This window comes from Bifidobacterium catenulatum DSM 16992 = JCM 1194 = LMG 11043, assembly GCF_001025195.1.
GTDB lineage: Bacteria > Actinomycetota > Actinomycetes > Actinomycetales > Bifidobacteriaceae > Bifidobacterium > Bifidobacterium catenulatum.
Map to the genome: position 1 here is coordinate 449,875 of NZ_AP012325.1, position 22,636 is coordinate 472,510.

Sequence of the window (22,636 nt, forward strand, 5' to 3'; positions counted from 1 at the left end):
GCATCGCAGACGGCGAAACAACAAAAGATAGGGAACATGCGATACGACGTAAAAAGAACAACGGGGTATCTCATCATAATTATTTTGATGAGATACCCCGTTAAATAACAGAAATAATCGAAATAACTGACTGTCGAATGTCAGACATGCACTTCGCGCATGCGCTCCGTAGCACCCGTATGCGTTTCGTAACGACGTGAATAGGTGACCAGCATAATCACCGCGATCAAAGCGATCGGAGCACCGGCCAAACCGGTGTAATGGTAGTTCATGGCGGTTGCCGTCAATGCGGCGCCACCAACGATCGAACCGATCGCATTGCCAAAATTGAACGCGATCTGCACGGCCGCGCCTGCAATCAGCTCGCCACCGCCCTCACCGGCCTGCACCATGAGCAGCTGCTGTGGAGACGAGTTGAAGAACAGTGCGAAACCAATCATGAACGTCAACACCGCAGTCGTAACGAGATTGCCGGGAACGAAAAACACCAACAGCAAACCAACCGTGGCGATGGCCTGCGAAAGACCGGCAGTGGCACCCGGCTTCCACAAATCAGTCAAACGGCCGCCAGCAATACCGCCAAGCACCATACCGAAACCAGCAAGCACCATTAACAGGGGAACCATCGAGGAATCCCATCCACCAACCTTCTGCAGCCACGGCGAAATGTAGCTCCACCAGCAGAAAATACCGGAATTGCCGCAGAACACCGCCATGAGAATAAACCACGGACCAGCGTGAGTGAGGAAACGGAACTGCCCTTTAATGCCAGCGTCCTTGATCGGCGCGACGAACGGCACCCACGCAATCACCAACACCATCGTCATCAACGACCAAGCGGCAAGAATCGCAAACGCCAAACGCCACGACAGCATTTCCGAAAGTAATGTGCCCGCAGGAACACCCAACATATTGGCAACCGTCTGACCCGTCACCATCATCGACACGGACTGCGCTTCCTTGCCCTTATCGGCCAAAGTCTTGGCAATCAGCGTGGCCGTACCGAAAAACGCGCCATGTGGCAAGCCCGAAATGAAACGAGCGGCCAACAGCATGGGGGAATTGAACGAAACCGCGCTCAACGTATTGCCGACCAGCGCGATGATCATGAACAGAATAATGAGATTCTTCGGCGGTACTTTACGGCCGAACACCAGAATCAGCGTGCCCACGCACACGCCGATCGCATATGCGGAAATATAATGTCCTGCCGCAGGAATGCTAACCTGCATGGCGGCGGCGGTCTGGGGCAAAATGCCCATCATCACGAATTCGGCGGCACCAAGAATAAAGGCGCCGGAAGCCAAAGCCAGAATGCGTCTTTTCATAGTCTCTCCTCCATGAATGTGAAGCGTGTCGGTGTGCGCGATTGTTTACGCGCTTGTGTACTACGTGTTTTTGATTTCTCAGGTGGTTGCGTCTTGCATATGCTGTTTTGTACCGCTGATGCGCTGGGAAATAAAAAAGGCGGAACCGAAGTTCCGCCTTGAGTTGTCGGGCTGGCGGGATTTGAACCCGCGGCCTCTTCGTCCCGAACGAAGCGCGCTACCAAGCTGCGCTACAGCCCGTTTTGCAACAGTTGGAAATATTACACGATTGCTCAGGTAATGCAAATACGGCGTGTCGCGTGTGGTGTAGTGGCTTCTCGGTACACTGTGGGCTTATGAGTGAGACCATCGAATCGCAAGAAAATCAGAATGAAGAGGCTGCCGTTCCCGCTATGACCACAGTGGAACGTGCCGAAATGCTGCTGCAGCAGGATGCGGCTATCTACGCCAAGATCAATGACGGCGCTACCTTGGATGAGGCCGTTGATCCGGGCAATAAGGAATTCGGTCCGCTGGCGCACCCGGAACAGGTGCAGATGCGCGTGGCCAAGCGTGCCATGATGCTTAAGGACGGCATTCAGCCGTACCCGGTGACCCTCGACGTCACTGCAACCATCGAAGAGGTTCGCGCCAAGTATGACGGCAAGCTTGAAGCCGGAGACGAAACCGAAGACGTGGTCGGCATCGCCGGTCGCGTGCTCTTCCTGCGTAACGCCGGTGGCTTGTGCTTCGTGCAGCTTTCCGCTGGCGATGGCACCAAGATTCAGGGCATGATTTCCAAGAAGGAGATTGGTGCCGACTCCTTGAAGCAGTTCAAGCAGCTGGTTGACTTGGGCGATCACCTGTTCATCAAGGGGCGTGTGATTGCCTCCAAGACCGGCGAACTGTCCGTGTTCGCCACCGAATGGGCCATCGCCGCCAAGGCGCTGCAGCCGCTGCCGGCCCTGCACAAGGACTTGAACGAAGATACCCGCACCCGCAAGCCGTACATCGGCATGATCGCCGACGAGAAGATCCGCAACATGGTGCGCAACCGCTCCAAGGCCGTCGCCTCCCTGCGCAAGACCTTCGCCGATCACGACTTCCTCGAAGTTGAGACTCCGATGCTGCAGACCGTGCACGGCGGTGCCGCGGCTCGTCCGTTCACCACGCATATGAACGCGTTCGATCTTGACCTGTACCTGCGCATCGCGCCGGAACTGTTCCTCAAGCGCTGCCTCGTCGGCGGCATCGACCGCGTGTTCGAAATCAACCGTGACTTCCGTAACGAAGGCGTTGACGCCACCCATGCTCCGGAATTTACCATGGTCGAGGCCTATCAGGCTTACGGCAACTACGACACTATCGGTGCGCTCGTCAAGCAGCTCGTGCAAGACACTGCCATGGACGTGTTCGGCACCCACAAGGTGACCCTGCTGGACGGCACTGAATATGATTTCGGCGGCGAATGGAAGACCATCAGCATGTATGATTCCCTCTCCGAAGCTCTTGGCGAGGAAATCGTGCCGAATGGCGGCCCGGACAATCCGGGCACTTCCGTGGAACATCTCGGTGCCATTGCCGACAAGCTCGGTGTGGAACGCGACGATGTGGAGAACCACGGCAAGCTCGTCGAACACCTGTGGGAGCACTTCTACGAAGACAAGCTGTTTGAGCCGACCTTCGTGCGTGACTTCCCGGTCGAAACCTCTCCGCTGGTCAAGGGCCACCGTTCCAAGCCAGGTGTGGTCGAAAAGTGGGATCTGTATGTGCGCGGCTTCGAGCTGGCTACCGGTTACTCCGAATTGAATGATCCGGTTGTGCAGCGTGAACGCTTCGTGGCCCAGGCCAAGGACGCGCTCGCGGGCGACGAAGAAGCCTGCGATATTGATGAGGACTTCCTCGAGGCTCTCGGTGTGGGTATGCCTCCGGCAGGCGGCATGGGCATGGGCATCGACCGACTGCTGATTGCCCTGACCGGCGCCACCATCCGCGAAACCATCACCTTCCCACTAGTGAAGCCGCTGAATTAAGGCAAAGCCTTAATTCAATATCGGCTTCGCGCGAGGCGGAAAAGAGAACAGTCCTGTGGACTGTTCTCCAGCCGGAGCCATCCTTACAAAAATTGCCGCTGAATTAAGGCAAAGCCTTAATTCAATATCGGCTTCGCGCGAGGCTGAAAAGCTGACGGTCCAGTGGGCCGTCAGCCCGCCGGAGCCATCCTTATAAAATTGCCGCATATGGGAATAATGATTTGGATCCGTGGGGCGAGGCTGAAAACGTTGCCGTTGGCGATTGCGCCGGTGTTGATTGGTGCGTCGTTGGCTTGGCGCGATGCGGGCGAGCGTCGTGTTGCGGTGGCAGTGCTGTGCGGTTTCGTGGCATTGCTGTTGCAGATCGCGGCTAATTTCGCCAACGATTATTCCGATGGCATTCGCGGTACGGATGCGGGGCGTGCGATTGCTGGCGAACAGTTATCGCGCGGCCCTGCTCGTCTCGTGGCTTCCGGTGTGAATCCCAAGAAAGTGCTGGTTGCAGCAGGAATCTGCGCTCTGGCTGCCTGTCTATGTGGGTTGGCTGTTATTGCACTAACCGGATATTGGTGGTTCATTCTGGTCGGCATTGCATGTCTGGCGGCCGGCTGGTTCTATGTCGGCGGCAAACACCCATACGGCTACCACTATTTGGGTGAGGTCTTCGTATTCATTTTCTTCGGATTGGTGGCCACCTGTGGCACTATGTTCGCCTTGTCTGGCGCGATTACGCCTGATGGACTGCTTGGTGGTTCAGCTGCGGGATTGGTTGCGGTTGCTGTGCTGTGCGTCAACAATCTGCGCGACATCGAATCTGACAGCAATCACGGCAAACATACGTGGATGACCGCAATGGGACGGCAAAACGGCACTATCTTCACTATCGCAATCCTGATTATTTCAGCATTGATTGCGTTGCACCATCTGTTGCAATCGTCGATATATGCAGCAAACAGCATTCCACTCATCGCACTAATCGCAATTATTGCAATACTGTGTGCGGCGCAAATTGCCGCATCATACGCAATCGCAAGAAAAACCTACCGTAGAGCATTGCCGCTATGTTCGCTCGATTCGTTGACTGTCGCAGCGATTTTCATGCTATCGACGATGCTTACATAACGTTTGACTGACAGTAGATTGCAACGGAATGAAAATTGTTGCATAAACGTAACTCGAATAATCGAGAAAACACTCGTTTTTGGGTGTGCGAAGCGGTAGACTGGCAGGTATGACTTACAAACTAGTACTGCTCCGTCATGGACAGAGCGCATGGAATAAAACCAATCAGTTCACCGGCTGGGTCGACGTCCCGCTGACCGAGCAGGGTGTCGAGGAAGCCAAGAATGGCGGTCGCCTGCTCAAGGAGAAGAACGTTCTTCCGGACATCGTCTTCACCTCGATGCTGCGTCGTGCCATCAATACCGCCAACGTGGCGCTGGACGAGGCCGATCGCCTGTGGATTCCGGTCCAGCGCAGCTGGCGTCTGAACGAGCGTCACTACGGTGCTCTGCAGGGCAAGAACAAGACCGAGATCCGTCAGGAGTACGGTGACGAGAAGTTCATGCTGTGGCGCCGTTCCTACGCCACTCCGCCGCCGGAGATCGATCCGAACGACGAGTATGCGCAGAACAACGATCCGCGCTACACCGGCGATCCGGTTCCGGAAGCCGAATGCCTTGCCGACGTGGTCAAGCGCGTTGAGCCGTACTTCAAGTCCGACATCGAGCCGGAACTGAAGGCTGGTAAGACCGTTCTGATCGCCGCTCACGGCAACTCCCTGCGCGCCATTGTGAAGATGCTCGACAACCTCTCCGAAGAGGAGATCGCCAAGGTCAACATCCCGACCGCAATGCCGCTGCTGTACGAGCTGGACGAGAACTTCAAGCCGATCAAGCCGCGTGGTGAGTACCTGGATCCGGAGGCCGCCGCCGCCGGTGCCGCCGCTGTCGCCGCCCAGGGCCAGAAGTGAGTTTGTTGCGATTGATACGCAGGTAATCGCGTTCAATCGCGCGGAACGTATATGAGAAGGTGGAAATCCACAGTATGTGGGTTTCCGCCTTTTTGCGTCCGGTGCCTTTGTTGGGTTATTGTGTCCGTCTGCCGGATGAAATACGGAACATGGGACGTGCGGCAGACGGACGTCAATCGCAATCGGCTCAGATCACACCGTATTCTTTAAGTAACATCGGAATATCGGTGGAATCGAGTTTCTTCAGAACCTGTTTCAACACGGTCTTTTCAATGGGGTTGAGCTTCATGTCGGTAATTGGCTTGCCGTCACGCAGCATCACCGTGGCGTTGAGCAGGTTGCGTACGTCGTAGACCGAGCCCCACACTTCCGGCACGCCACGGTCCACATCGCACAAGGTATACACAGCCTCCATGCCGGTGCGCATCGAATACTCAGTGGTGAAGATCGTGTCGCGCGGGGTTTCGGCGAACTGACCGAGAAAAGCGAAGTTCACCGCGCCATCCGGTACCACATCGGGACGGTCTCCGGCGGAACGAGGCATGAAGAACGCGTCGATGTACGGCATCATCACCGGAACCGTGTTCGCGTGGTTTTTGGCCAGATCCGCGATCTTTTCGACCGGTACGCCCATATGGTAGAGCCATTCCTCGCAGATCTCCTCGCCGGTGCATTCCTGCATCGGCTTCTTCACATAGTTGCCGGGCTTGTCGGGGAACAGGCCGTACACCCACACGCACAGCTGGTCTTTCGGCTGGTCTCGGAACTGCTGCTGGCGGTTCAAAGTCCAGCTCAGCAGCCAGTTGGAATCCTCCACGGTGACGATGCCGCCTGTCACCACGCGGCCGGAGAACGGGTCACGCTTGCAGATTTTCTGAATATATGGCGGAATTTCCATGTCAAGCGTGGTTACGGTGGCGCTCATCCACTTCGAATGCTCCGGATCGCCACAGAATACGTCCGGGTGGCCGAAACTCGGGTCTTGCTTGGCGATGCGACGCCACATATCCCAACCGCCGCCGGGCTTAATTTCCGGAGTCCACGCGGCCGGCTCGGTCTGCGAGCCCATCGACGAGTTCTCCACGCATCCGCCGTTGGTAATGAACACTAGATCGCTCTCGCCCAAGTCAATGCTTCGCGCGGTGCCATCCGCTTCAGTCAAATCGATGCGCGTGGCCATTTTCTTGGTTGGCGAGCTATACGGATTACGTACGAACACACCGGATTCAGCCTGCTTCTTCAAAATCGTGTCTTGACCGGTGCCTGTATGCTGCCGAACTGGACCCATGCCACCGCCGATCTTGAAATCGACGTTCTCCACCTTCACGTTGTAGTGGAACTGCACGCCGAATCCTTCCAAATACTTGATCATCGGCAGAATCATCGACTCATACTGGTTGTAACGGGTAAAACGCAACGCACTGAAGTCCGGCAATCCGCCAATATGATGAATATATCGACGGATATACAGCTTCATTTCCAACGCACTATGCCAATTTTCAAAAGCGAACATAGTGCGCCAGTACATCCAGAAATTCGAATTGAAAACCTCATCGTCGAAATAATCAGAAATTTTCTTGCCGTACAGTTCCTCATTCGGAGTGAAGAACAATTTCATGATCTCCATCGAGGCTTTGTCCGACAGATTGAATTTGCCGTTCGTGCCTGCGTCAACACCGCGCGCTTTTGTGGAGCGGCAGAGTGAGAAGTTGGGATCTTCCTTGTTCAGCCAGTAATACTCGTCAAGTACGGAAACGCCTTCCGTTTCGATGGATGGAATGGAGCGAAACATATCCCACATCACTTCGAAATGGTTGTCCATTTCACGGCCGCCGCGCATCACATAGCCAACACCGGGAATATTCGCGCCGTCGCAGGCTCCTCCCGGAACCGCGTCCTTTTCGAATACGTGAATGTGGCTGCCCGGCATTTGAGCGTCTCGCACCAGGTAGCAGGCTGCGGTGAGTGCGGCCAAGCCAGTGCCGATGATGTACGCGTTCTTGTCGTTCACGCCTTCGGGCTTCTTCGGTCGGGCGAATGCTTCGTAATTGCCGTTGGAATAATACATGACTGCCTCCTTTGGATGTCACTGCACATATTGTGCCGCGATATTACGTAAAAGTATATGGGCAAAAAATAGACATGTTGTTTAATTTTTCTTACGGCTTGACGGAAGTGAAATAATGCGGGAGATAGTGCTTGACGATTCGTACTGAACAATTGCATAAACAAAACAAGAAGGCGGCTTCCGTGGGGAACGGAAGCCGCCTTCTCAAAAAGGAAGATGGAAAAGAAGATCGCGAGAAAAAATCAGGCGATGTCGGTGTCTTCGTCGCGGGCCGGCTCCTTGGACGGGTCGAAACCGGAGACGATGTACACCACGCGGCGAGCCGCGGACACAGCGTGATCGCCAAGACGCTCCATGAAGCGGCCGATAAGCACCACGTCGATGAGCTGCTGGTTGGTGCCGGCCCAATTCTCGGACTGAGCCAGTTCGAAGGTCTTCTTGTGCAGTTCGTCGAGCTTGTCGTCGTTGATGATGATTTGCTCAGCGGTCTTGGTGTCGCGGTCAGACAGCATGGCCACGGTCTGGTCGGCGACGTCGTTCAGGAACGCCTGCATTTCGGTGAACAGCGGCTGGGCTTCGGCCGGCAGCGGGGAAGCCGGGTAGGTGCGGCGGGCGGCTTCGGCGATGTGACGAGCCAGATCGCCCATACGTTCGAAAGTGGTGGCCAAACGCATGGTGGAAACAACCACGCGAAGATCGGTGGCAACCGGGTTCTGCTTGGCCAGCAGCTTCACGCACTGGTCGACAACGCTGGCTTCGAGGGCATCGATCTCGATGTCGCCATCGATAACGGCCTGGGCGGCTTCAAGATTCTGGTTCAGCAGCGCGTCGCCGGCACCGTTGATCGCCCTGCGAACGCCTTTGACCATGTGGTCGAGATCATCGGCAACAGCCTTGAGCTCTTCGTTGAAAATAACGCGCATGTGACTTGCCTTTCAATGCTTCACAATTTCAGGTCTGGTAATACCTTTCATAAGTTTATTGGAAAAACGCCATATTCATAACCAGCGTTCGTGTTGTTCTGTGAAAGTTCACCGGCGCGTTCACCTTACGTTCATGAACGGGCTGTGGTGTCGTGGAACATAGAGCTGTAGGAGTATGCGAGAATGAAATCATGGTTGAATCTTTGGGCTCGTGGTGGCGTTCATTGACGCACCGCAATGACGATGATGAGCATGATGCCGATGATGACACATTGGATGATGCCACCAATGCATTGCTTTCCATGCTTCCGTTGGCTTCCATTGTGGTCGATGAGCATGATGAGGTGATTCGTGCGCATCCTTCCGCATATTCGCTTGGTGTGGTGCGAGACGACGTCATCATCGAAGACAGTGTGCTTCGGGCGGTACGCGAAGTGCGCTCCTTCGGTGGCAAAAAGCAGTTCGATCTGACCACCACCACCGCGTATGTTGCGCAACATACGCCGAAAGCAGGCAAGCTTTCCACTCGCCAAGCCGCGAAACAGGCGCTGATTGGGCAACAGCCAGCCAGTAAGCCCACGGCAACCGTGTCAAGGCCAAACTGGTTGAAGGTCATCGTCGGTAAACTCAGTGACAATCTGGTGGTGGTGCTGATCAGCGACGTCAGCGAAAGCGTACGATTCTCGCAGGTACGTGACTCCTTCATCACCAATGTGTCCGAACAGCTGCTCAAGCCCACACAATCGCTGGAAAAATTGGCGGATATCGTGGAACAAGGTGGAACAAGCCAGCAGGATGTTGAGCGCAACGCCATGCAGCTGCGTCAGTCCTGCTCCCGTTTGGAGCATATGATTTCTGACCTGCTGCTGCTTATCAAGGCGCAGAAGCCGATCCTGCCGACCACAGACAATCGCATCAATGTGATGGATCCGGTGCGGGTTGTGGTCAACTCCCATCGTGAGGTGGCGGCGCAACGCAATATCACCATCGATATGAAGGGTGATGAAAGCCTGGAAATCAATGGCGAGGCCGAACAGATTCAGGCGGCGCTTGCCAAACTGGTTGAAAACGCCATCACCTATTCAAAGGACGGTTCAACGATCAATGTTGTGGCCAAAGCCAATGAGGAGGGCACGGAGGCGGTAATCAGCGTGCTTGATCGTGGCGCTGGCATTGCCATTGGCGAGCAAAGTCGTATTTTCGAGCGATTCTATCGTGGCGATAATCAGAATGATCATTCCGGCGATGGTATTGGTTTGGGACTTGCGATTGTCAAGCATGTTGCGTTGACGCATCATGGTTCCGCTTCAGTGTGGAGCAGTCCGGGTCAGGGAAGCACGTTCGCGCTGGTATTGCCATTGGCTGGGGAATAATACAGGGAGATAGCATGATGCCCGTCTTGCTTTCAATAAGGCAAGGCGGGCATCATGCTTTTTCTATGAAAAATTTTTCAGGGGTGTGCTGACGGTTATTCGCCGAGACGTCGGTAGTCCCAACGGTCGAAATGCTCCCAAACCAGCATAAGTACGCCAATGACCGTGCCGGCCTCGCATACGGTCTGTGCACGCTCGGCGTTGATGCCGAATGCCAGCAATACGATGCAGACGATCAGCGCGATGGCCCAAAGCGCGGTGCCGAACGTGAACACCTTGCGTAAATCCACGCGCACTGGTTTGGGGGAGGGCTTCCTCGCGCTGGGGTCAATGATCGGAGCAATCTTCATATCGTCATACCCTACCTTGCGTCACAGATGTTCCACCACATAGTCGATGCAGCGGGTGAGCGCGTCGACGTCGCTTGGATCCACCGATGGGAACACGCCGATGCGCAGTTGGTTGCGTCCCAGCTTGCGGTATCCGTTGGTGTCTACAATGCCGTTTTCGCGCAGTGCGGCAACCACTTGGGTGGCGCTGATGCGTTCGTCAAGGTCGATGGTGACCACGGCGTTGGAACGAGCGTTCTTGTCGGCGACGAATGGGGAAGCGTAATCGGACTTTTCCGCCCACTGATACAGCAGGGACGCCGACCTTGCGCAACGTGCCGAAGCCCAGGCGAGGCCACCGTTGTCGTTGAGCCAGCGCACCTGATTTTCCAACATAATCAGCGTAGCTACGGCTGGAGTGTTGAGCGTCTGATCCTTGCGTGAATTCTCGATGGCCGAGGTAAGCGATAGGAACGAGGGAATCCAGCGGCGTGCGCCCGGAAGGTCCACGCTTTTGGCGATGCCGTATGCGCGTTCGACCGCGGCGGGGGAGAGCACGGCGATCCACAGGCCGCCGTCGGAACCGAAGGCCTTCTGCGGGGAGAAATAATAGGCGTCGGTCTGGCTGATGTCGACCGGCAGCGCTCCGGCACCGCTGGTGGCGTCGATCAACGTGAGCGCGCCCTGTTCCTTGGTTCCTGCGATGCGTTTGATCGGTGCGGCAACGCCGGTGGAAGTCTCATTATGGGCCCAGCAGTAGGTGTCCACGTATTCCGTGAGCTCCGGCAGACGGTAGGTTCCCGGCTCTCCTGCGAAAATCTCCGGTTCCTCGAGGAACGGTGCGGATTGCGCTGACTTGGCGAACTTCGAGCTGAATGAGCCGTATGTGCCGAATGCGGCCTTGCGGGTGATCAGCGAGGCGCAGGCGATATCCCAGAACGCGCTGGCTCCGCCGTTGCCCAGCACCACTTCGTAGCCGTCGGGGGTCTGGAAGAATTCGGACAGTCCTTCGCGGATTGAGCCGACCACCTGCTTGATGGGGGTCTGTCGATGGGAGGTTCCCAGGAGATTACGGGCTCCCTTATCAAGCGCTTGGATTTGCTCCGGGCGGATTTTGGTCGGGCCAGAGCCGAAGCGTCCGTCTTCCGGAAGCATGTTGGAAGGAATGGTCACAGTGTTCGTCATGACAACCTAGGGTAGTCAGACGGTCGGATTGTGCGTGGTGATGACCGCTTTTCGGAACCATGATGTGGCGATGATGACTGCGATATCCCGGTGTCGGTGTAGCCTGAGCTTCCGTGACGGTTCTGTAACCACGCGGTCATAAGCTTGCTGTGGTTGAAGTAATCCGCAAGGAGTGTTGATATATGAGGCATGCGGCGCATAAAGCTGCCAAGGTTTCGAATGAGCGTTTCAGCGTTGCTAAGGCGTTGTTCACCTCGAGCCGCGGTTCCCACACCGCCAAGGCCGTTCGTATGGTCCAGCTGGCAAATGGTGAGGGTGCCGTTGTGGGTCTTGAGCCTGCGGTTGCCGAGAAGCTGAATGAGGTGGCTCCGATGAGTCGCCGCGCCATGCGTGAGGCTGCTCGTGTAGCCGGTCGTCGCTCCGCATTCATGGCTTCCGCATCGCTGGCTGCGTTGGTCGGCACCGCGGCCACTGCCATGGCGGTCGGCCAGCAGAATGCGTCTGAAATGACTTTTGCCGACAATGCCACCACTACTACGCAGATGAAGCGCGTCTCCGACAATGCGGCATCCCGTTCCGAGTCCCGTAGCGGTCTTGACGCTCTGGCCTCCACCAGCAACAGTGGTGATTGGCAGCTTGGCGAAACCAGTTCCTCCATGGATGCGAATCTTCTGTCAAAGTCCATTGCCGACAATCCCAATGTCGCCGTCCTCATGGATCAGGACGCCGGTCTTCTTCCTTCGGGCTTCAATCCGAACCACGACACCGGTGATACCGGCAATGACTACCCATACGGCCAGTGCACATGGTGGGCGTATACCCGTCGTGCACAGCTTGGCCTGCCTGCCGGAAGCCATTTTGGCAATGCGCGGAGTTGGGGTGATTCCGCTCGCGCTCTCGGCTATTGGGTTGATAACACGGCACGCCACGTTGGCGATATCGTGGTATTCGCTCCAGGACAACAGGGTGCGGACAGCTATTACGGGCATGTCGCGATTGTCGAAGAAGTGAATGCCGACGGTTCGATTAAGATTTCGGAATCCAATGTCAAGGGTCTTGGCGTGATTTCCGATCGTACGTTCACTGCGCAGGAAGCTTCGCAGTTGACATATATTCATTACTGATTTTTCTGTTTTTCGTTAATATGCGCTTGCCGTCCTGTTTTTTGGGCATAGTGTGATCGCGTCGGCGTGTCGCATGATATGACACTGTTCTGGTTGTCTTGCTGCTTGTTGCAGGGGAACGTTTATGGTAGCTTCGAACACGATGAATATTGCTAAACGTTTCACGAGTATCTTCGCCGTTGTTGCTGTGTCTGCTTCGTTGGGTGCGGCGGTTCCAGCCGCAAGCGCAGGCAGTGCTATGGCTGATACTACGGTAACCGCTACACGTTCTTTCCCGAAGACCGCCGCGGCCAAGCGTGATTTTCTCGCCGAGCACACATCCACGGATGTTGAGTCCAACGCCGATTGGGGTGGCATCGAAAGTTTGGATGTTCCCCAGACCGAGTCTCAGGCAGAAAAGGACCGAAAGGCTCAGGAGCAGGCTGAGGCTGAAGCTCAGGCTCAAGCACAGGCGGCTCAGGCTCAGACACAGACGCAGGCTGAAGCTCAGACTGCCAGCCGTTCTTCCGAACGTGCCGACATCAGCAGCGTTCCCACGGCTCCTGCGAGTGCCACTGGTCAGGCATTGGCCGACTATGCTCTGCAGTTCCAAGGCTATCCGTATGTGTCTGGAGGCAATACTCCGTCCGGCTGGGATTGCTCTGGTTTCGTGCAGTGGGTGTTCGCCCAGTTCGGTGTAAGCCTGCCGCATTATTCTGGTGCCCAGATGAGCGTTGGAACGGCTGTAGGAAGCATTGCCGAAGCAGCTCCAGGGGATATCATCGTCAATACTCAGCATGCCGCGATCTATATTGGCAACGGCATGGTGATCAACGCGCTGAATCCGGCTCAGGGAACGCAGGTTACTTCGCTGGCCGTGTTCTCGGGTGGCTATGCGATTCGTCGTGTGCTCTGAGCGAACATACGGTTTGACTTTTTAAGGCGTATCCTTTCGGGGATGCGCCTTTTTGTATGGAAAAGATCGAGTCGTTGCTGACAAAACCGCATGTCGCGCGGTATGGTGGAGCTTAGAGGCGATGCATGGTGGCGTTGCCGAGGTGATTCAAGGAGGTCGTCCCATGATTAATGACAAGGCAATCCTCGTTGGTGTTGATGGATCCCACGCCAGCTACAAGGCCACGTGGTGGGCTGCGAATTATGCGAAGCATGCGGGATTGACATTGCAAATCGTATGTGCGTACTCGTTGCCGAGCTATGCCGCTGTCTCCTTTGACGCGACGTACACCGCCATGGGAGATGACAATGCGGCCCACAGCGACGCTCAGGAGATTCTGTCGAAGGCCAAGGCCATCGCCGATGAGCAGGGCGTTGAAGCGACGACCCTTATCGTCACGGGCGATCCGGCGTCCGTGTTCGTGGAACTGTCTCGAAACTACAATCTCATCGTCATCGGTAATCGCGGCAAGGGTGGCTTGGCGGAACGTCTGCTGGGTACCACCAGCTCCAGTCTGCCGGCATATGCGTACTGCCCGATCGTAGTGGTGCCGTACACCGATGATGATGGCAATCTGATGCATTTGAACAACACCATCACCAAGGTGGCCGTCGGCTCCGACGAATCCAAGTGGGGTTTGAAGGCCCTTGAGATCGCGGCTGATTTCGCCGCCGCATGGGATGCCGAGCTTGACGTCATCTCCGCGGTGCCGAATATGAAGGGTTCCGACGATGAAGGCGTGATGGCTTCGTTCAAGGATGATCTTGAAGTGCGTATCAAGCCGCTTGAGGAAGCCCATCCGGATTTGAAGATCAACAAGCAGATCGTGCCTGGCCCGGCGGTTGGCGCGCTGACCAAGGCTAGCTATGATCACGATGTCGTCGTGGTCGGTTCCCGTGGTCGTGGCGGCTTCACTGGTCTGCTGCTCGGCTCCACCAGCCAGGGCTTGCTGCAGCACGCGGTCGGCCCGGTGTATGTGGTGCCTCGCAAGTATGTCGAGGCTGCGGAAACCCGTCTTGATACGGTTCCGAGTTCGCCGGCCGAGGTCAAGCCGAAGGCACTCGACGATATCAAGGGTGTCGAAGAGGTGCCGGTCGCCAAGGCCGAGCCGGAAGTGGTCGAAGCCATCGAAACCAAGATCGACCCGGAACGTCAGTAAAATCAATAAATATATATGAAAATGGCGATTGCAGCGCTGTGAAAAGCGTCGCAATCGCCATTTATTTTTAAAAAATCTTTTACAAAGAAAACGTCAGTGCTTGATGGTGACGTTCATACGGACCGGAGTTTTCTCCACGTACGTATGCTTCACCGTGCAGCCCTTGTCAATATGACGGGTGACACGTTCCTTGAATTTCTCGGCATCCTCGTCGCTCAGGCCGGCGTCGGAAGCGTCGATGACCACCTGCTCGTCGAAACCGATATAAGCGTCGTTGTCGGCGTCATAGGTGCCATCCACAACGATTTTCGCACCCTTGCCCTCGCCCAAGGTATGTTCGACGGCGAACTGGCTCGACAGTGCGGCACAGCCGGCCAAAGCGATTTTCATCAGGTCGCCAGGCGTGAACTGGCCGCGGCCTTTGCCGAACTTGATATGCGCGCCATCCTCGCTGAACGCATCCCAAGAACCGTCTTTGTTACGCTCGACCCACAGTCTCTTGCCCATGGTGAACTCCTCATCGTCTTGCCGGGAGCGCCATTCGCTCCTCGCTTACATACCTAATGTAATCCATCGATGTCCATTCACCGTGAAGTATTCCGAAAGCGCAAGAAACATCAACGCGCGGACGGTATATGCTTGACCTGCGATTCTGTGCTGTTAAGCTTGCAAGCATGGCTTTGACACCTGAACAACTTGCAGATATTCGTACTCGCATTCCGGCACGCCCGGAAACCGGCATTCCCATGCCATATGAGGATTTGGTGCGTCGTATCCTGACGGAGGGCACGTTGAAGTCCGATCGTACGGGTACGGGCACCATCAGCCTGTTCGGCCAGCAGATGCGATTCGACCTGAGCGAGTATTTTCCGCTGCTCACTACGAAAACGGTGTTTTTCAAGGGACTTGCCTATGAGTTGCTGTGGTTCCTGAAGGGTTCCACGAATGTGCGTTGGCTGCAGGAACACAATGTGCATATTTGGGATGAATGGGCCGATGAGAACGGCGATTTGGGCCCCGTGTATGGTGCGCAGTGGCGCAGCTGGCCGGCGCCTACGCCTGATGATCCCAATCGCACCATCGATCAGATTAGCAATGTGCTCGATCTGGTCAAGAACCATCCGGATTCCCGCCGTATGGTCGTGTCTGCCTGGAATCCAGCCAAAGTGGAGAATATGGCGTTGCCGCCATGCCACGCGCTGTTCCAGTTCTACGTAGCGGATGGCAAGCTTTCATGCCAGCTGTACCAGCGTTCCTGCGACATGTTCCTCGGCGTGCCGTTCAATATTGCGTCCTATTCGTTGCTGACGCTGATGATTGCCCAGCAGGCCGGACTGCAGCCGGGGGAGTTCGTGTGGACGGGTGGCGACTGCCATGTGTACGACAATCACATCGATCAGGTTCTGGAGCAATTGAGCCGCGATCCATATCCGTATCCGCATATCCGCATTAACAAAGCCGCTTCTCTGTTCGATTACGATTACAGTGATTTTGAAATCGTCGACTACCGGCACCATCCAACCATCAAGGCGCCGGTGGCGGTCTGAGAGTCGTCGCCAGACGTTAGACTACTGACCCTAGTTCAACTTCAAGGAGTGAGTGAAATGGAGCATGACAGTAGCCGCAGTGGCTATCACGAACCCGAGCCCGGACATGCCGGGCTTGAGGACGAGGAGGATTGGGGTGATGATTTCCCCAAGACGTTCTCGGTGAATCTGATTTGGGCGCAGGCTTGTGACAAGGAAGGTCATGACGGCGCCATCGGATTTAAGGGTGGTATGCCGTGGCATCTGCCCGAAGACATGAAGCGTTTCAAGGAGCTTACCGTCTCGCATCCGGTCATCATGGGGCGTAAGACGTGGGAATCCCTGAGCCTGAAGTATCGTCCGTTGCCAAATCGCGACAATATCGTGGTCTCGCACGATTCGTCTTATACGGCGCCTGGAGCGACCGTGGTCGACAGTTTGGACGATGCGCTTGATCTGGCCCGTCAGGAAGCCATTCCGGATGATGGTCTCGATCGCAGTGAAATCTGGATCATCGGTGGCGGTCAGCTGTTCCACGAGGCGATGCCGTTTGCGGACAAGGCGTACGTGACGCAAATCAGCATGCACGTTGACACCGACACCTATGCGCCTGACATCAAAGGACTGGTGGAGTCTGGGGCGTGGAAGGTGGCCGAGGAAGGCGTATGGCAGGGCACAAGAAAAGGTTCCGACGATATTGCTGGATTCCGTTTCATAACCTTTGAAAGAAATCACGAGGAGTGAACCCATGTATACCGTGATGACCGTGTGCACCGGCAACATCTGCCGTTCTCCCATGGCCGAGATCATTCTGCGCACCGAATTCGAGCGTCGTGGACTCGCCGACAAGGTCAATGTCGAATCCAGCGGCGTCAGCGATGAAGAATACGGCAATCCTATCGATCGTTGCGCCGTCAAGGTGTTGCGTGAGCGTGGATATGAGCTTCCGGCGCACCATTTCGCGCACCGCATCACTCGTGATGAGATCGAGCGTACCGACCTGTTCCTGCCGATGACCGCTTCCCACATGCGTGCGTTGTTGCGTCAGCTTCCGCAGGCCAAGCGTGAGAACGTGCATATGTACCGTAGTTTCGATCCGAACCTCACCAAGCCTGCTGCAGGTTACGAAAGCGAGATTGACCTGGTCGATCCATGGTATGGTGGCGCCCATGAATTCGAAGTGGCGATCGATCAGATTGAGGAAGTGGCTCCGTTCATCGTCGATTGGGTCGAACAGCGGCTCTGAACCTATGTTGAATGTGCCATTCGAGGCGATTGAAAAAGCTCGGTTCGTTTGAACCGGGCTTTTTGTATGAGAGATATGCTTGCGTGGCGACCGCAATACGACAATTGCAAAAAACATGTGAAAAGATTTAAAAAAAGAAATAAAAAAGCGACCCCGGCCGGACTTGAACCGGTGACCTCCGCCGTGACAGGGCGGCGCTCTAACCAACTGAGCTACGGGGCCGTTGTTTCAGTCTTGCAACTGACAACAGATGTATATATTACGGCAAAGTCGCCATTGTGCAAATCACGGCGTGTCATCGGCAAATATTTGCATGGATCGGCGAAGGAAAAAATTTGTGGAATCGGAAAATAGCGGGAAAACAAAACAACGGCCGGTCGTATATGAGGGGAAAACTTCTCATATACGACCGGCCGTTACGTTTGCGGTGCCGTGTTGTCGCTCACGACACTACGTTTTGTTGAAATCAGTCGGCCTGCTTCCAGGTTTCGACGTCGATGTGGTGTTCCGGATTGGCCTGCCATGCTGCCCAGGCGGACTTCACGATGTCTTCCACGCTGTACTGTGCGTGCCAGCCCATCTCTTCGTTGATGCGCTTCGGGGAACCGATCAGGTGCGGCGGATCGCCCGCGCGACGGCCCATGACGGCCTCCTTGAACGGCAGGCCGGTGACCTTCTTGACCTCATCGACGATCTGGCGCACGGAGGTGCCTTCGCCGGTGCCGACATTGAAGGCGTCGTACTTGCGCTCGTCGCGGTCCAGATACTTCAGGGCGGCGATGTGGGCGTCGGCCAGATCGGAGACGTGGATGTAGTCGCGCACGCAGGTGCCGTCCGGAGTCGGGTAGTCGTCGCCGAAGATCGCCGGAGCCTTGCCCTTCTTCAGGCGGTCGAACAGCATCGGAATGAGGTTCAGGATTGCCGGATCCTCGAGCTCGACCGGACCGCAGCCGGCCACGTTGAAGTAGCGCAGACCGCAGAAGCGAATGCCGTACGGCTCTTCGCAGGCGCGAGCCATCCACTCGCCGAACAGCTTGGTCTGGCCGTACGGGTTAATCGGCAGCATCGGAACGACGTCTTCCGGCACCACGTCGACCGGCGGAACGCCGTAGGTGGCTGCGGAAGAGGAGAAGACGAGCTTCTTGGCGCCGGAGTCGCGCATGCCGATGAGTACGTTGAGCATGCCGTTGATGTTCTGCTGGTAGTACCACAGCGGCTTCTCAACGGATTCGCCGACCTGCTTTCGAGCGGCGAAATGAATGACGGAGTCGACGCCTTCGGCCTTCATGATTTCGGCGAGACGTTCGCCGGCACCCGGAGCGGCGATATCCATGCCGTACAGGCGGGAGCCTTCGATGCGGGTCGGCTTGCCGTAGCTCAGATCGTCAACGACGACGACCTGTTCGCCGGCCTGATGAAGAGCGTGGACGACGTGGGCGCCGATGTAGCCGCACCCACCAGTGACGAGAACTGTCATGTTCTGGCCTTTCCTCCAAATGAGCGATAAAGCGCTTTGGTTCGAAAAACGAACGTTCAACGAACATTGTTCACTTTTGCTCTAGTTTGTTACTTTTTGAACAATTTGAGTATAACACATGAACAGTAACGCACATAATCGCCCCGTTCCTGCGTTTCCTCTATAAATAGGGTATGCAAGAAGATGTGAACACGCCGACTGAAAATCAAGTAAACGGCGAAAACGAACAAAACATGTCAAAAACGCAAGGTGAACTACAGGCTGATGCTGGTCAGCGTCCTGCCTTGTATGGGCGCAAGGTGCTTTCCTTCGTGCGTCGTTCCGCCAGGCTCGACGCGCGCTTGCAGCGTGCATGGGATACCTATGCCGATACCTATCTTTTGAATATCAATGCAGGTGAAGGTTCCCTTGACGTGCGAAACGATCTGGTGTTCGACCAGCCGTATATTGCGGAAGCGTGGGGCAATGCCAATCCTCTGATTGTGGAAATCGGCACCGGTCAAGGCGAAAACGTTGTTGCCGCGGCCGCCGAACACCCAGAAATGAATTTTCTGGCGCTCGAAGTTTACGATCCGGGTGTGGCACACACCATGCTGCTTGCGGGCAAACAAGGCCTTGCCAATCTGCGCATCGCACAGGTCAACGCTCCCGAACTCTTCAAGGCCGCCGCAGATGGCTCGATCGCCGAAGTGTGGACTTTCTTCCCTGATCCATGGCCCAAGATGCGTCATCACAAGCGCCGTATCGTACAACCGGAGCTTGCCGGTGAGATTCATCGCACGCTGCAGGCTGGAGGAGTGTGGCGTATCGCTACCGATATTGAAGACTATGCATTGCATGTGCATGAGGTCATGGATGGTATTGAAGGATTCCATAATGACGGCACGTTGACGGTGAGTCTGCCGGTTGAGCATGTCGGCAAGGGAAATGCCGACGAAGCCGCAAGTCTGCGACACGCCGATTTCAGTGAATCCGAACGTTTTTCTGGTCGAGTTTTGACGAATTTCGAGAAAAAAGGACTTGCTGCCGGTCGTGTGATTCATGACTTCACCTATCGCCGCGTATGAGGCTTCATGTTGTGCTGTTCATGTGCTGAAATGGCTTTATTTCAACGATTTTCAACATGTGAACAGCATGTTTTCCGCAATTGCGCAACGTTGCGACACGCCGAGACTTGCATGTTTCGATGATTCGCGTATAGTTAAGCGAGTTGTCAAGCGGAAACGCTGAAAGCGCCCCCTTCGTCTAACGGTTAGGACACCAGACTTTCAATCTGACAACGAGAGTTCGACTCTCTCAGGGGGTACTTGCCTTGGTAACAAGGTGGCAATGGCCCCGTAGCTCAGCTGGTTAGAGCGCCGCCCTGTCACGGCGGAGGTCACCGGTTCAAGTCCGGCCGGGGTCGCTCGAACAGGTTCCTGTTCATGGCTCTGTAGCTCAGTTGGTAGAGCGAACGACTGAAAATCGTTAGGTCAGCGGATCGATGCCGCTCGGAGCCACCATGGCTTTAAACCTCGGAAATCTCCGAGGTTTTTTGTTTTTTCGTCACTTTTTTAGTCATATAGGAACCAAAATTACGGCGGACTGACTGCAGAGAGGCCATGACTTTTTGAAGGGGCAGACTCTTCGGTCATGGCTCGCTCAATCTCAAGTCTTGCTGAATTCGTGATGTGGAGCGTGTCAATGCCCCGTACGGGTGTGTCATCTTATGATTTACTATAGAAATGACTAAGAACCCCCGTTGAGGGGTGAATTTGTCTGTTGGCGGATTACACTGGAATACCATATGACAGGAACAATGGAGGGTTTGTGGGCAGAGCTATGCCATAACCCCGTTAAGGGAATACTCACTGGGGCGGCAGCATGGAAGTGCTTTTGGTCGGTAATACCGATTTCATTACCAAACAGTGGATTCAGCATGCCTTTCCCCAAGACCATGTGGTGATAGCGGAACGCGAAGGCACCGTAGACGGCAATGACCGTCTCAGAATCGTCAACATGTCTGACGCCAACGCCCTTGCCGAAACCATCACCACATACGAATTTGATCGCATCGTATTCTTTTCCGAAAATCTGACCCCACACAGCGACAGAGACGGCGATCTGGGAGCATTGCGAAGACTTCTGCATGCCATTCGCAACAGGCAAACGCAAATGCTGATGGTCAGCGGCCCCGAATCCGAATTCACTTATCCGGAAAACGCCGACGTACGCGATACCAGCAAAAGCCTGATGTCTCGAGCATCGGAAGAACTCTGCCTGTATTACGCGCGCACCTACCGTCTGGAGGCGAAAATCATTCGTTGCCCATACTTGTCCGTAGCCGGCTCAAGTCGGAAGGTGTCGTGCAATGCGGTTACGTGAAGAACGACGGTGAGCGGTTCATGTTGACGATTCTTACCGACAACAGATCCATGGACGAGACCATGTGGGTGTTCGAACGTAAGGACCTGCCGTAGCAGAAGGGCAGGTTGTTCAATGGATGTTTTACCCCCTATCTGGTTTTATTATGTGAGAATGGTTACATAATGTCGCGGTGTCGTTGATCGCATAACAGTCGAAAATGGGTTTATGATGGAGGCGTTGGCTTCGGCAAGGTATGACGAAGCCTATGAACGCACAGTAGCTTAAAGGAGAGCATACTATGGTCTATCGCATGATTTTCAACCAGACGGCGTATTTCGGTCGCGGAGCCATCAAGGAGATTCCGGGCGTTGCCAAGTCGCACGGCTTCACCAAGGCATTCATCGTCACCGATCCGGTGCTGCTGGAAACCGGTACCGTCAAGAAGGTCACCGATGTGCTCGATGAGGCAGGCATGTCGTATGAGGTCTTCGACAACGTCAAGCCGAACCCGCCGGTCGAATGCATTCAGGACGGTGTCGCCAAGTTCGCCGCATCCGGTGCCGATTTCCTGATCGGCTTGGGCGGCGGCTCCCCGCAAGACACCTGCAAGGGCATCGGCATCATCACCGCCAACCCGGAATTCTCCGACGTGCTTTCCCTGGAAGGCGTTGCCGACACCAAGAATCCGTCCGTGCCGATCTTCGGTGTGCCGACCACCGCTGGCACTGCTTCGGAAACCACCATCAACTATGTGGTCACTGACACCGCCAACAAGCGCAAGTTCGTGGCCGTCGACCCGCACGACATTCCGATCGTCGCTTTCGTAGACCCGGATCTGACCGACTCCATGCCGCGCGGCCTCAAGGTTGCCACCGGCCTTGACGCCCTGACCCACGCCATCGAAGGTTACATCACTCCGGGCGCATGGAGCCTGTCCGACTGCCTGTCCATGCAGACCATCCGTATGATCGCCAAGAACCTCGCCAAGAGCGCCGATGGCGACATTCCAGCAGGCGAGCAGATGGCATACGCCTCCTACATCACCGGTATGGCCTACTCCAACGTCGGCCTCGGCTTGGTGCATGGCATGGCCCACCCGCTGGGCGGCCGCCTCGGCGTGGCCCACGGCGTTGCCAACGGCATTCTGCTGGCTCCGGTCATGGAATACAACAAGGACTACACCGGTGAGAAGTACCGTGATATCGCCGACGCCTTTGGTATCGCGGACGCCTACACCGGCGATATCGAAACCGTGCGCGAAGAGGCCGTCCAGGCTGTGCATAAGCTCACCGTGGATCTGAAGAACCCGACCACCATCTCCGAAGTCGGTGCCACCGAAGCCGATCTTGAGCCGCTGGCCCATGATGCCTTCCACGATGTGTGCACGCCGGGCAACCCCCGTCAGGCCACGCAGGAGGACATTCTCGCCATCTACAAGAGCCTGATGTAATGCGGCAATTCCCACGAATCGGCAATCGTGCGTAGCGAACGACGAATCGTGGGAGAACGTCGCTGAGAACATAAAAATCGTGGTGTGAATCGTAATAAATTCACACCACGATTTTTGTATGCGATTACATATCATGTATGTTGATGAATCGCACATGCTGAAATATTTCGATATCTCAATTCAA

At 55.5% G+C, this 22,636-nt stretch carries 19 protein-coding genes, 5 tRNA genes and 1 pseudogene; 16 read left to right on the forward strand and 9 right to left on the reverse strand.

Translation table 11 applies throughout. The features are described 5' to 3' along the window. Positions 1–140: 140 nt before the first annotated feature. Together BBCT_RS01860 and BBCT_RS01865 are read right to left on the reverse strand one after the other, a co-directional pair. Positions 141–1,328, reverse strand: a complete 1,188-nt coding sequence (locus BBCT_RS01860) for an MFS transporter (protein ID WP_003835571.1) — start codon at positions 1,326–1,328, stop codon at positions 141–143. A gap of 166 nt (positions 1,329–1,494) precedes the next feature. Beyond that, positions 1,495–1,568, reverse strand: a tRNA-Pro gene (locus BBCT_RS01865). A gap of 95 nt (positions 1,569–1,663) precedes the next feature. On the opposite strand from BBCT_RS01865, the gene lysS reads away from it, so the two are divergent. The 3 genes from lysS to BBCT_RS01880 all read left to right on the forward strand — a co-directional run bounded on the left by lysS (position 1,664) and on the right by BBCT_RS01880 (position 5,312). Further along, positions 1,664–3,340: a lysine--tRNA ligase gene (gene lysS, locus BBCT_RS01870; protein WP_003835573.1), complete on the forward strand. Its 1,677-nt coding sequence runs from the start codon at positions 1,664–1,666 to the stop codon at positions 3,338–3,340. 207 nt (positions 3,341–3,547) lie between these two features. After that, the gene (gene menA, locus BBCT_RS01875) at positions 3,548–4,462 is read left to right on the forward strand and encodes a 1,4-dihydroxy-2-naphthoate octaprenyltransferase (protein WP_003835574.1); all 915 of its coding nucleotides are present in this window, start codon (positions 3,548–3,550) and stop codon (positions 4,460–4,462) included. A gap of 109 nt (positions 4,463–4,571) precedes the next feature. Next, entirely contained in the window at positions 4,572–5,312 is a 741-nt protein-coding gene (locus BBCT_RS01880; RefSeq protein WP_003835576.1) for a phosphoglyceromutase, read from the forward strand. Positions 5,313–5,499: 187 nt separating this feature from the next. On the opposite strand, the gene BBCT_RS01885 is transcribed toward BBCT_RS01880, so the two are convergent. Together BBCT_RS01885 and phoU are read right to left on the reverse strand one after the other, a co-directional pair. Beyond that, positions 5,500–7,380 (reverse strand): oleate hydratase, encoded by a 1,881-nt coding sequence (locus BBCT_RS01885; RefSeq protein WP_003835578.1) that lies wholly within the window; start codon positions 7,378–7,380, stop codon positions 5,500–5,502. A 242-nt stretch (positions 7,381–7,622) separates the two neighbouring features. Further along, a complete protein-coding gene (gene phoU / locus BBCT_RS01890; protein ID WP_003835580.1) occupies positions 7,623–8,303 on the reverse strand; it encodes a phosphate signaling complex protein PhoU in 681 nt (226 codons plus the stop codon). A gap of 191 nt (positions 8,304–8,494) precedes the next feature. Here phoU and BBCT_RS01895 point away from each other — a divergent pair, with 191 nt between their 5' ends. After that, complete coding sequence (locus BBCT_RS01895; protein ID WP_003835582.1) at positions 8,495–9,676, forward strand: sensor histidine kinase; 1,182 nt, start codon at positions 8,495–8,497, stop codon at positions 9,674–9,676. Positions 9,677–9,771: 95 nt separating this feature from the next. Here BBCT_RS01895 and BBCT_RS01900 read toward each other — a convergent pair whose 3' ends face one another. Both BBCT_RS01900 and serC read right to left on the reverse strand, forming a co-directional pair. Then, positions 9,772–10,026: a DUF2530 domain-containing protein gene (locus BBCT_RS01900; protein WP_003835585.1), complete on the reverse strand. Its 255-nt coding sequence runs from the start codon at positions 10,024–10,026 to the stop codon at positions 9,772–9,774. Between the two features lie 21 nt (positions 10,027–10,047). Beyond that, positions 10,048–11,190 (reverse strand): phosphoserine transaminase, encoded by a 1,143-nt coding sequence (serC, locus tag BBCT_RS01905; RefSeq protein WP_003835586.1) that lies wholly within the window; start codon positions 11,188–11,190, stop codon positions 10,048–10,050. A 182-nt stretch (positions 11,191–11,372) separates the two neighbouring features. Here serC and BBCT_RS01910 point away from each other — a divergent pair, with 182 nt between their 5' ends. The 3 genes from BBCT_RS01910 (at position 11,373) to BBCT_RS01920 (ending at position 14,407) form a co-directional block, all read left to right on the forward strand. Continuing rightward, complete coding sequence (locus BBCT_RS01910; protein ID WP_003835588.1) at positions 11,373–12,314, forward strand: CHAP domain-containing protein; 942 nt, start codon at positions 11,373–11,375, stop codon at positions 12,312–12,314. Positions 12,315–12,438: 124 nt separating this feature from the next. Continuing rightward, positions 12,439–13,209: a C40 family peptidase gene (locus tag BBCT_RS01915; RefSeq protein WP_003835589.1), complete on the forward strand. Its 771-nt coding sequence runs from the start codon at positions 12,439–12,441 to the stop codon at positions 13,207–13,209. Positions 13,210–13,372: 163 nt separating this feature from the next. Continuing rightward, positions 13,373–14,407 carry a universal stress protein gene (locus tag BBCT_RS01920; protein WP_033512411.1) on the forward strand — a complete coding sequence of 345 codons (1,035 nt, stop codon included), beginning with the start codon at positions 13,373–13,375 and terminating at the stop codon, positions 14,405–14,407. Between the two features lie 93 nt (positions 14,408–14,500). On the opposite strand, the gene BBCT_RS01925 is transcribed toward BBCT_RS01920, so the two are convergent. Further along, positions 14,501–14,914: an OsmC family protein gene (locus tag BBCT_RS01925; protein ID WP_003835595.1), complete on the reverse strand. Its 414-nt coding sequence runs from the start codon at positions 14,912–14,914 to the stop codon at positions 14,501–14,503. A gap of 239 nt (positions 14,915–15,153) precedes the next feature. Here BBCT_RS01925 and BBCT_RS01930 point away from each other — a divergent pair, with 239 nt between their 5' ends. The 3 genes from BBCT_RS01930 to BBCT_RS01940 are packed head-to-tail and all read left to right on the forward strand — an operon-like array spanning position 15,154 to position 17,179. Continuing rightward, positions 15,154–15,954, forward strand: a complete 801-nt coding sequence (locus tag BBCT_RS01930; protein WP_172620107.1) for a thymidylate synthase — start codon at positions 15,154–15,156, stop codon at positions 15,952–15,954. 57 nt (positions 15,955–16,011) lie between these two features. Continuing rightward, positions 16,012–16,677: a dihydrofolate reductase gene (locus tag BBCT_RS01935; protein ID WP_003835597.1), complete on the forward strand. Its 666-nt coding sequence runs from the start codon at positions 16,012–16,014 to the stop codon at positions 16,675–16,677. Positions 16,678–16,681: 4 nt separating this feature from the next. After that, on the forward strand, positions 16,682–17,179 hold the full coding sequence (locus BBCT_RS01940) for a low molecular weight protein-tyrosine-phosphatase (protein WP_033512409.1): 498 nt from the start codon (positions 16,682–16,684) through the stop codon (positions 17,177–17,179). Between the two features lie 148 nt (positions 17,180–17,327). Here the strand turns inward: BBCT_RS01940 and BBCT_RS01945 are convergent. Then, positions 17,328–17,401, reverse strand: a tRNA-Asp gene (locus BBCT_RS01945). A 244-nt stretch (positions 17,402–17,645) separates the two neighbouring features. Then, positions 17,646–18,656, reverse strand: a complete 1,011-nt coding sequence (galE, locus tag BBCT_RS01950) for a UDP-glucose 4-epimerase GalE (protein WP_003835604.1) — start codon at positions 18,654–18,656, stop codon at positions 17,646–17,648. A gap of 173 nt (positions 18,657–18,829) precedes the next feature. Between galE and trmB the strand changes: the two genes are divergently transcribed. The 6 genes and pseudogenes from trmB (at position 18,830) to fucO (ending at position 22,452) form a co-directional block, all read left to right on the forward strand. Then, positions 18,830–19,723: a tRNA (guanosine(46)-N7)-methyltransferase TrmB gene (trmB, locus tag BBCT_RS01955; RefSeq protein ID WP_003835605.1), complete on the forward strand. Its 894-nt coding sequence runs from the start codon at positions 18,830–18,832 to the stop codon at positions 19,721–19,723. 167 nt (positions 19,724–19,890) lie between these two features. Next, positions 19,891–19,962: transfer RNA gene (locus BBCT_RS01960), tRNA-Glu, on the forward strand. Between the two features lie 25 nt (positions 19,963–19,987). Continuing rightward, positions 19,988–20,061, forward strand: a tRNA-Asp gene (locus tag BBCT_RS01965). A 21-nt stretch (positions 20,062–20,082) separates the two neighbouring features. Continuing rightward, positions 20,083–20,158: transfer RNA gene (locus BBCT_RS01970), tRNA-Phe, on the forward strand. A gap of 361 nt (positions 20,159–20,519) precedes the next feature. Next, positions 20,520–20,972: pseudogene (locus BBCT_RS01975) on the forward strand (NAD-dependent epimerase/dehydratase family protein); the annotation flags it as partial. Between the two features lie 328 nt (positions 20,973–21,300). Continuing rightward, positions 21,301–22,452 (forward strand): lactaldehyde reductase, encoded by a 1,152-nt coding sequence (gene fucO / locus BBCT_RS01980; RefSeq protein WP_003835610.1) that lies wholly within the window; start codon positions 21,301–21,303, stop codon positions 22,450–22,452. The last annotated feature ends 184 nt before the right edge of the window (positions 22,453–22,636 follow it).

Coding starts and splice junctions, on each gene's coding strand:
- BBCT_RS01860 (WP_003835571.1), bottom strand. CDS start 1,328: ATGAAAAGACGCATTCTGGCTTTGGCTTCCGGCGCCTTTATTCTTGGT.
- lysS (WP_003835573.1), top strand. CDS start 1,664: ATGAGTGAGACCATCGAATCGCAAGAAAATCAGAATGAAGAGGCTGCC.
- menA (WP_003835574.1), top strand. CDS start 3,548: ATGGGAATAATGATTTGGATCCGTGGGGCGAGGCTGAAAACGTTGCCG.
- BBCT_RS01880 (WP_003835576.1), top strand. CDS start 4,572: ATGACTTACAAACTAGTACTGCTCCGTCATGGACAGAGCGCATGGAAT.
- BBCT_RS01885 (WP_003835578.1), bottom strand. CDS start 7,380: ATGTATTATTCCAACGGCAATTACGAAGCATTCGCCCGACCGAAGAAG.
- phoU (WP_003835580.1), bottom strand. CDS start 8,303: ATGCGCGTTATTTTCAACGAAGAGCTCAAGGCTGTTGCCGATGATCTC.
- BBCT_RS01895 (WP_003835582.1), top strand. CDS start 8,495: ATGGTTGAATCTTTGGGCTCGTGGTGGCGTTCATTGACGCACCGCAAT.
- BBCT_RS01900 (WP_003835585.1), bottom strand. CDS start 10,026: ATGAAGATTGCTCCGATCATTGACCCCAGCGCGAGGAAGCCCTCCCCC.
- serC (WP_003835586.1), bottom strand. CDS start 11,190: ATGACGAACACTGTGACCATTCCTTCCAACATGCTTCCGGAAGACGGA.
- BBCT_RS01910 (WP_003835588.1), top strand. CDS start 11,373: ATGAGGCATGCGGCGCATAAAGCTGCCAAGGTTTCGAATGAGCGTTTC.
- BBCT_RS01915 (WP_003835589.1), top strand. CDS start 12,439: ATGGTAGCTTCGAACACGATGAATATTGCTAAACGTTTCACGAGTATC.
- BBCT_RS01920 (WP_033512411.1), top strand. CDS start 13,373: ATGATTAATGACAAGGCAATCCTCGTTGGTGTTGATGGATCCCACGCC.
- BBCT_RS01925 (WP_003835595.1), bottom strand. CDS start 14,914: ATGGGCAAGAGACTGTGGGTCGAGCGTAACAAAGACGGTTCTTGGGAT.
- BBCT_RS01930 (WP_172620107.1), top strand. CDS start 15,154: ATGCCATATGAGGATTTGGTGCGTCGTATCCTGACGGAGGGCACGTTG.
- BBCT_RS01935 (WP_003835597.1), top strand. CDS start 16,012: ATGGAGCATGACAGTAGCCGCAGTGGCTATCACGAACCCGAGCCCGGA.
- BBCT_RS01940 (WP_033512409.1), top strand. CDS start 16,682: ATGTATACCGTGATGACCGTGTGCACCGGCAACATCTGCCGTTCTCCC.
- galE (WP_003835604.1), bottom strand. CDS start 18,656: ATGACAGTTCTCGTCACTGGTGGGTGCGGCTACATCGGCGCCCACGTC.
- trmB (WP_003835605.1), top strand. CDS start 18,830: ATGCAAGAAGATGTGAACACGCCGACTGAAAATCAAGTAAACGGCGAA.
- fucO (WP_003835610.1), top strand. CDS start 21,301: ATGGTCTATCGCATGATTTTCAACCAGACGGCGTATTTCGGTCGCGGA.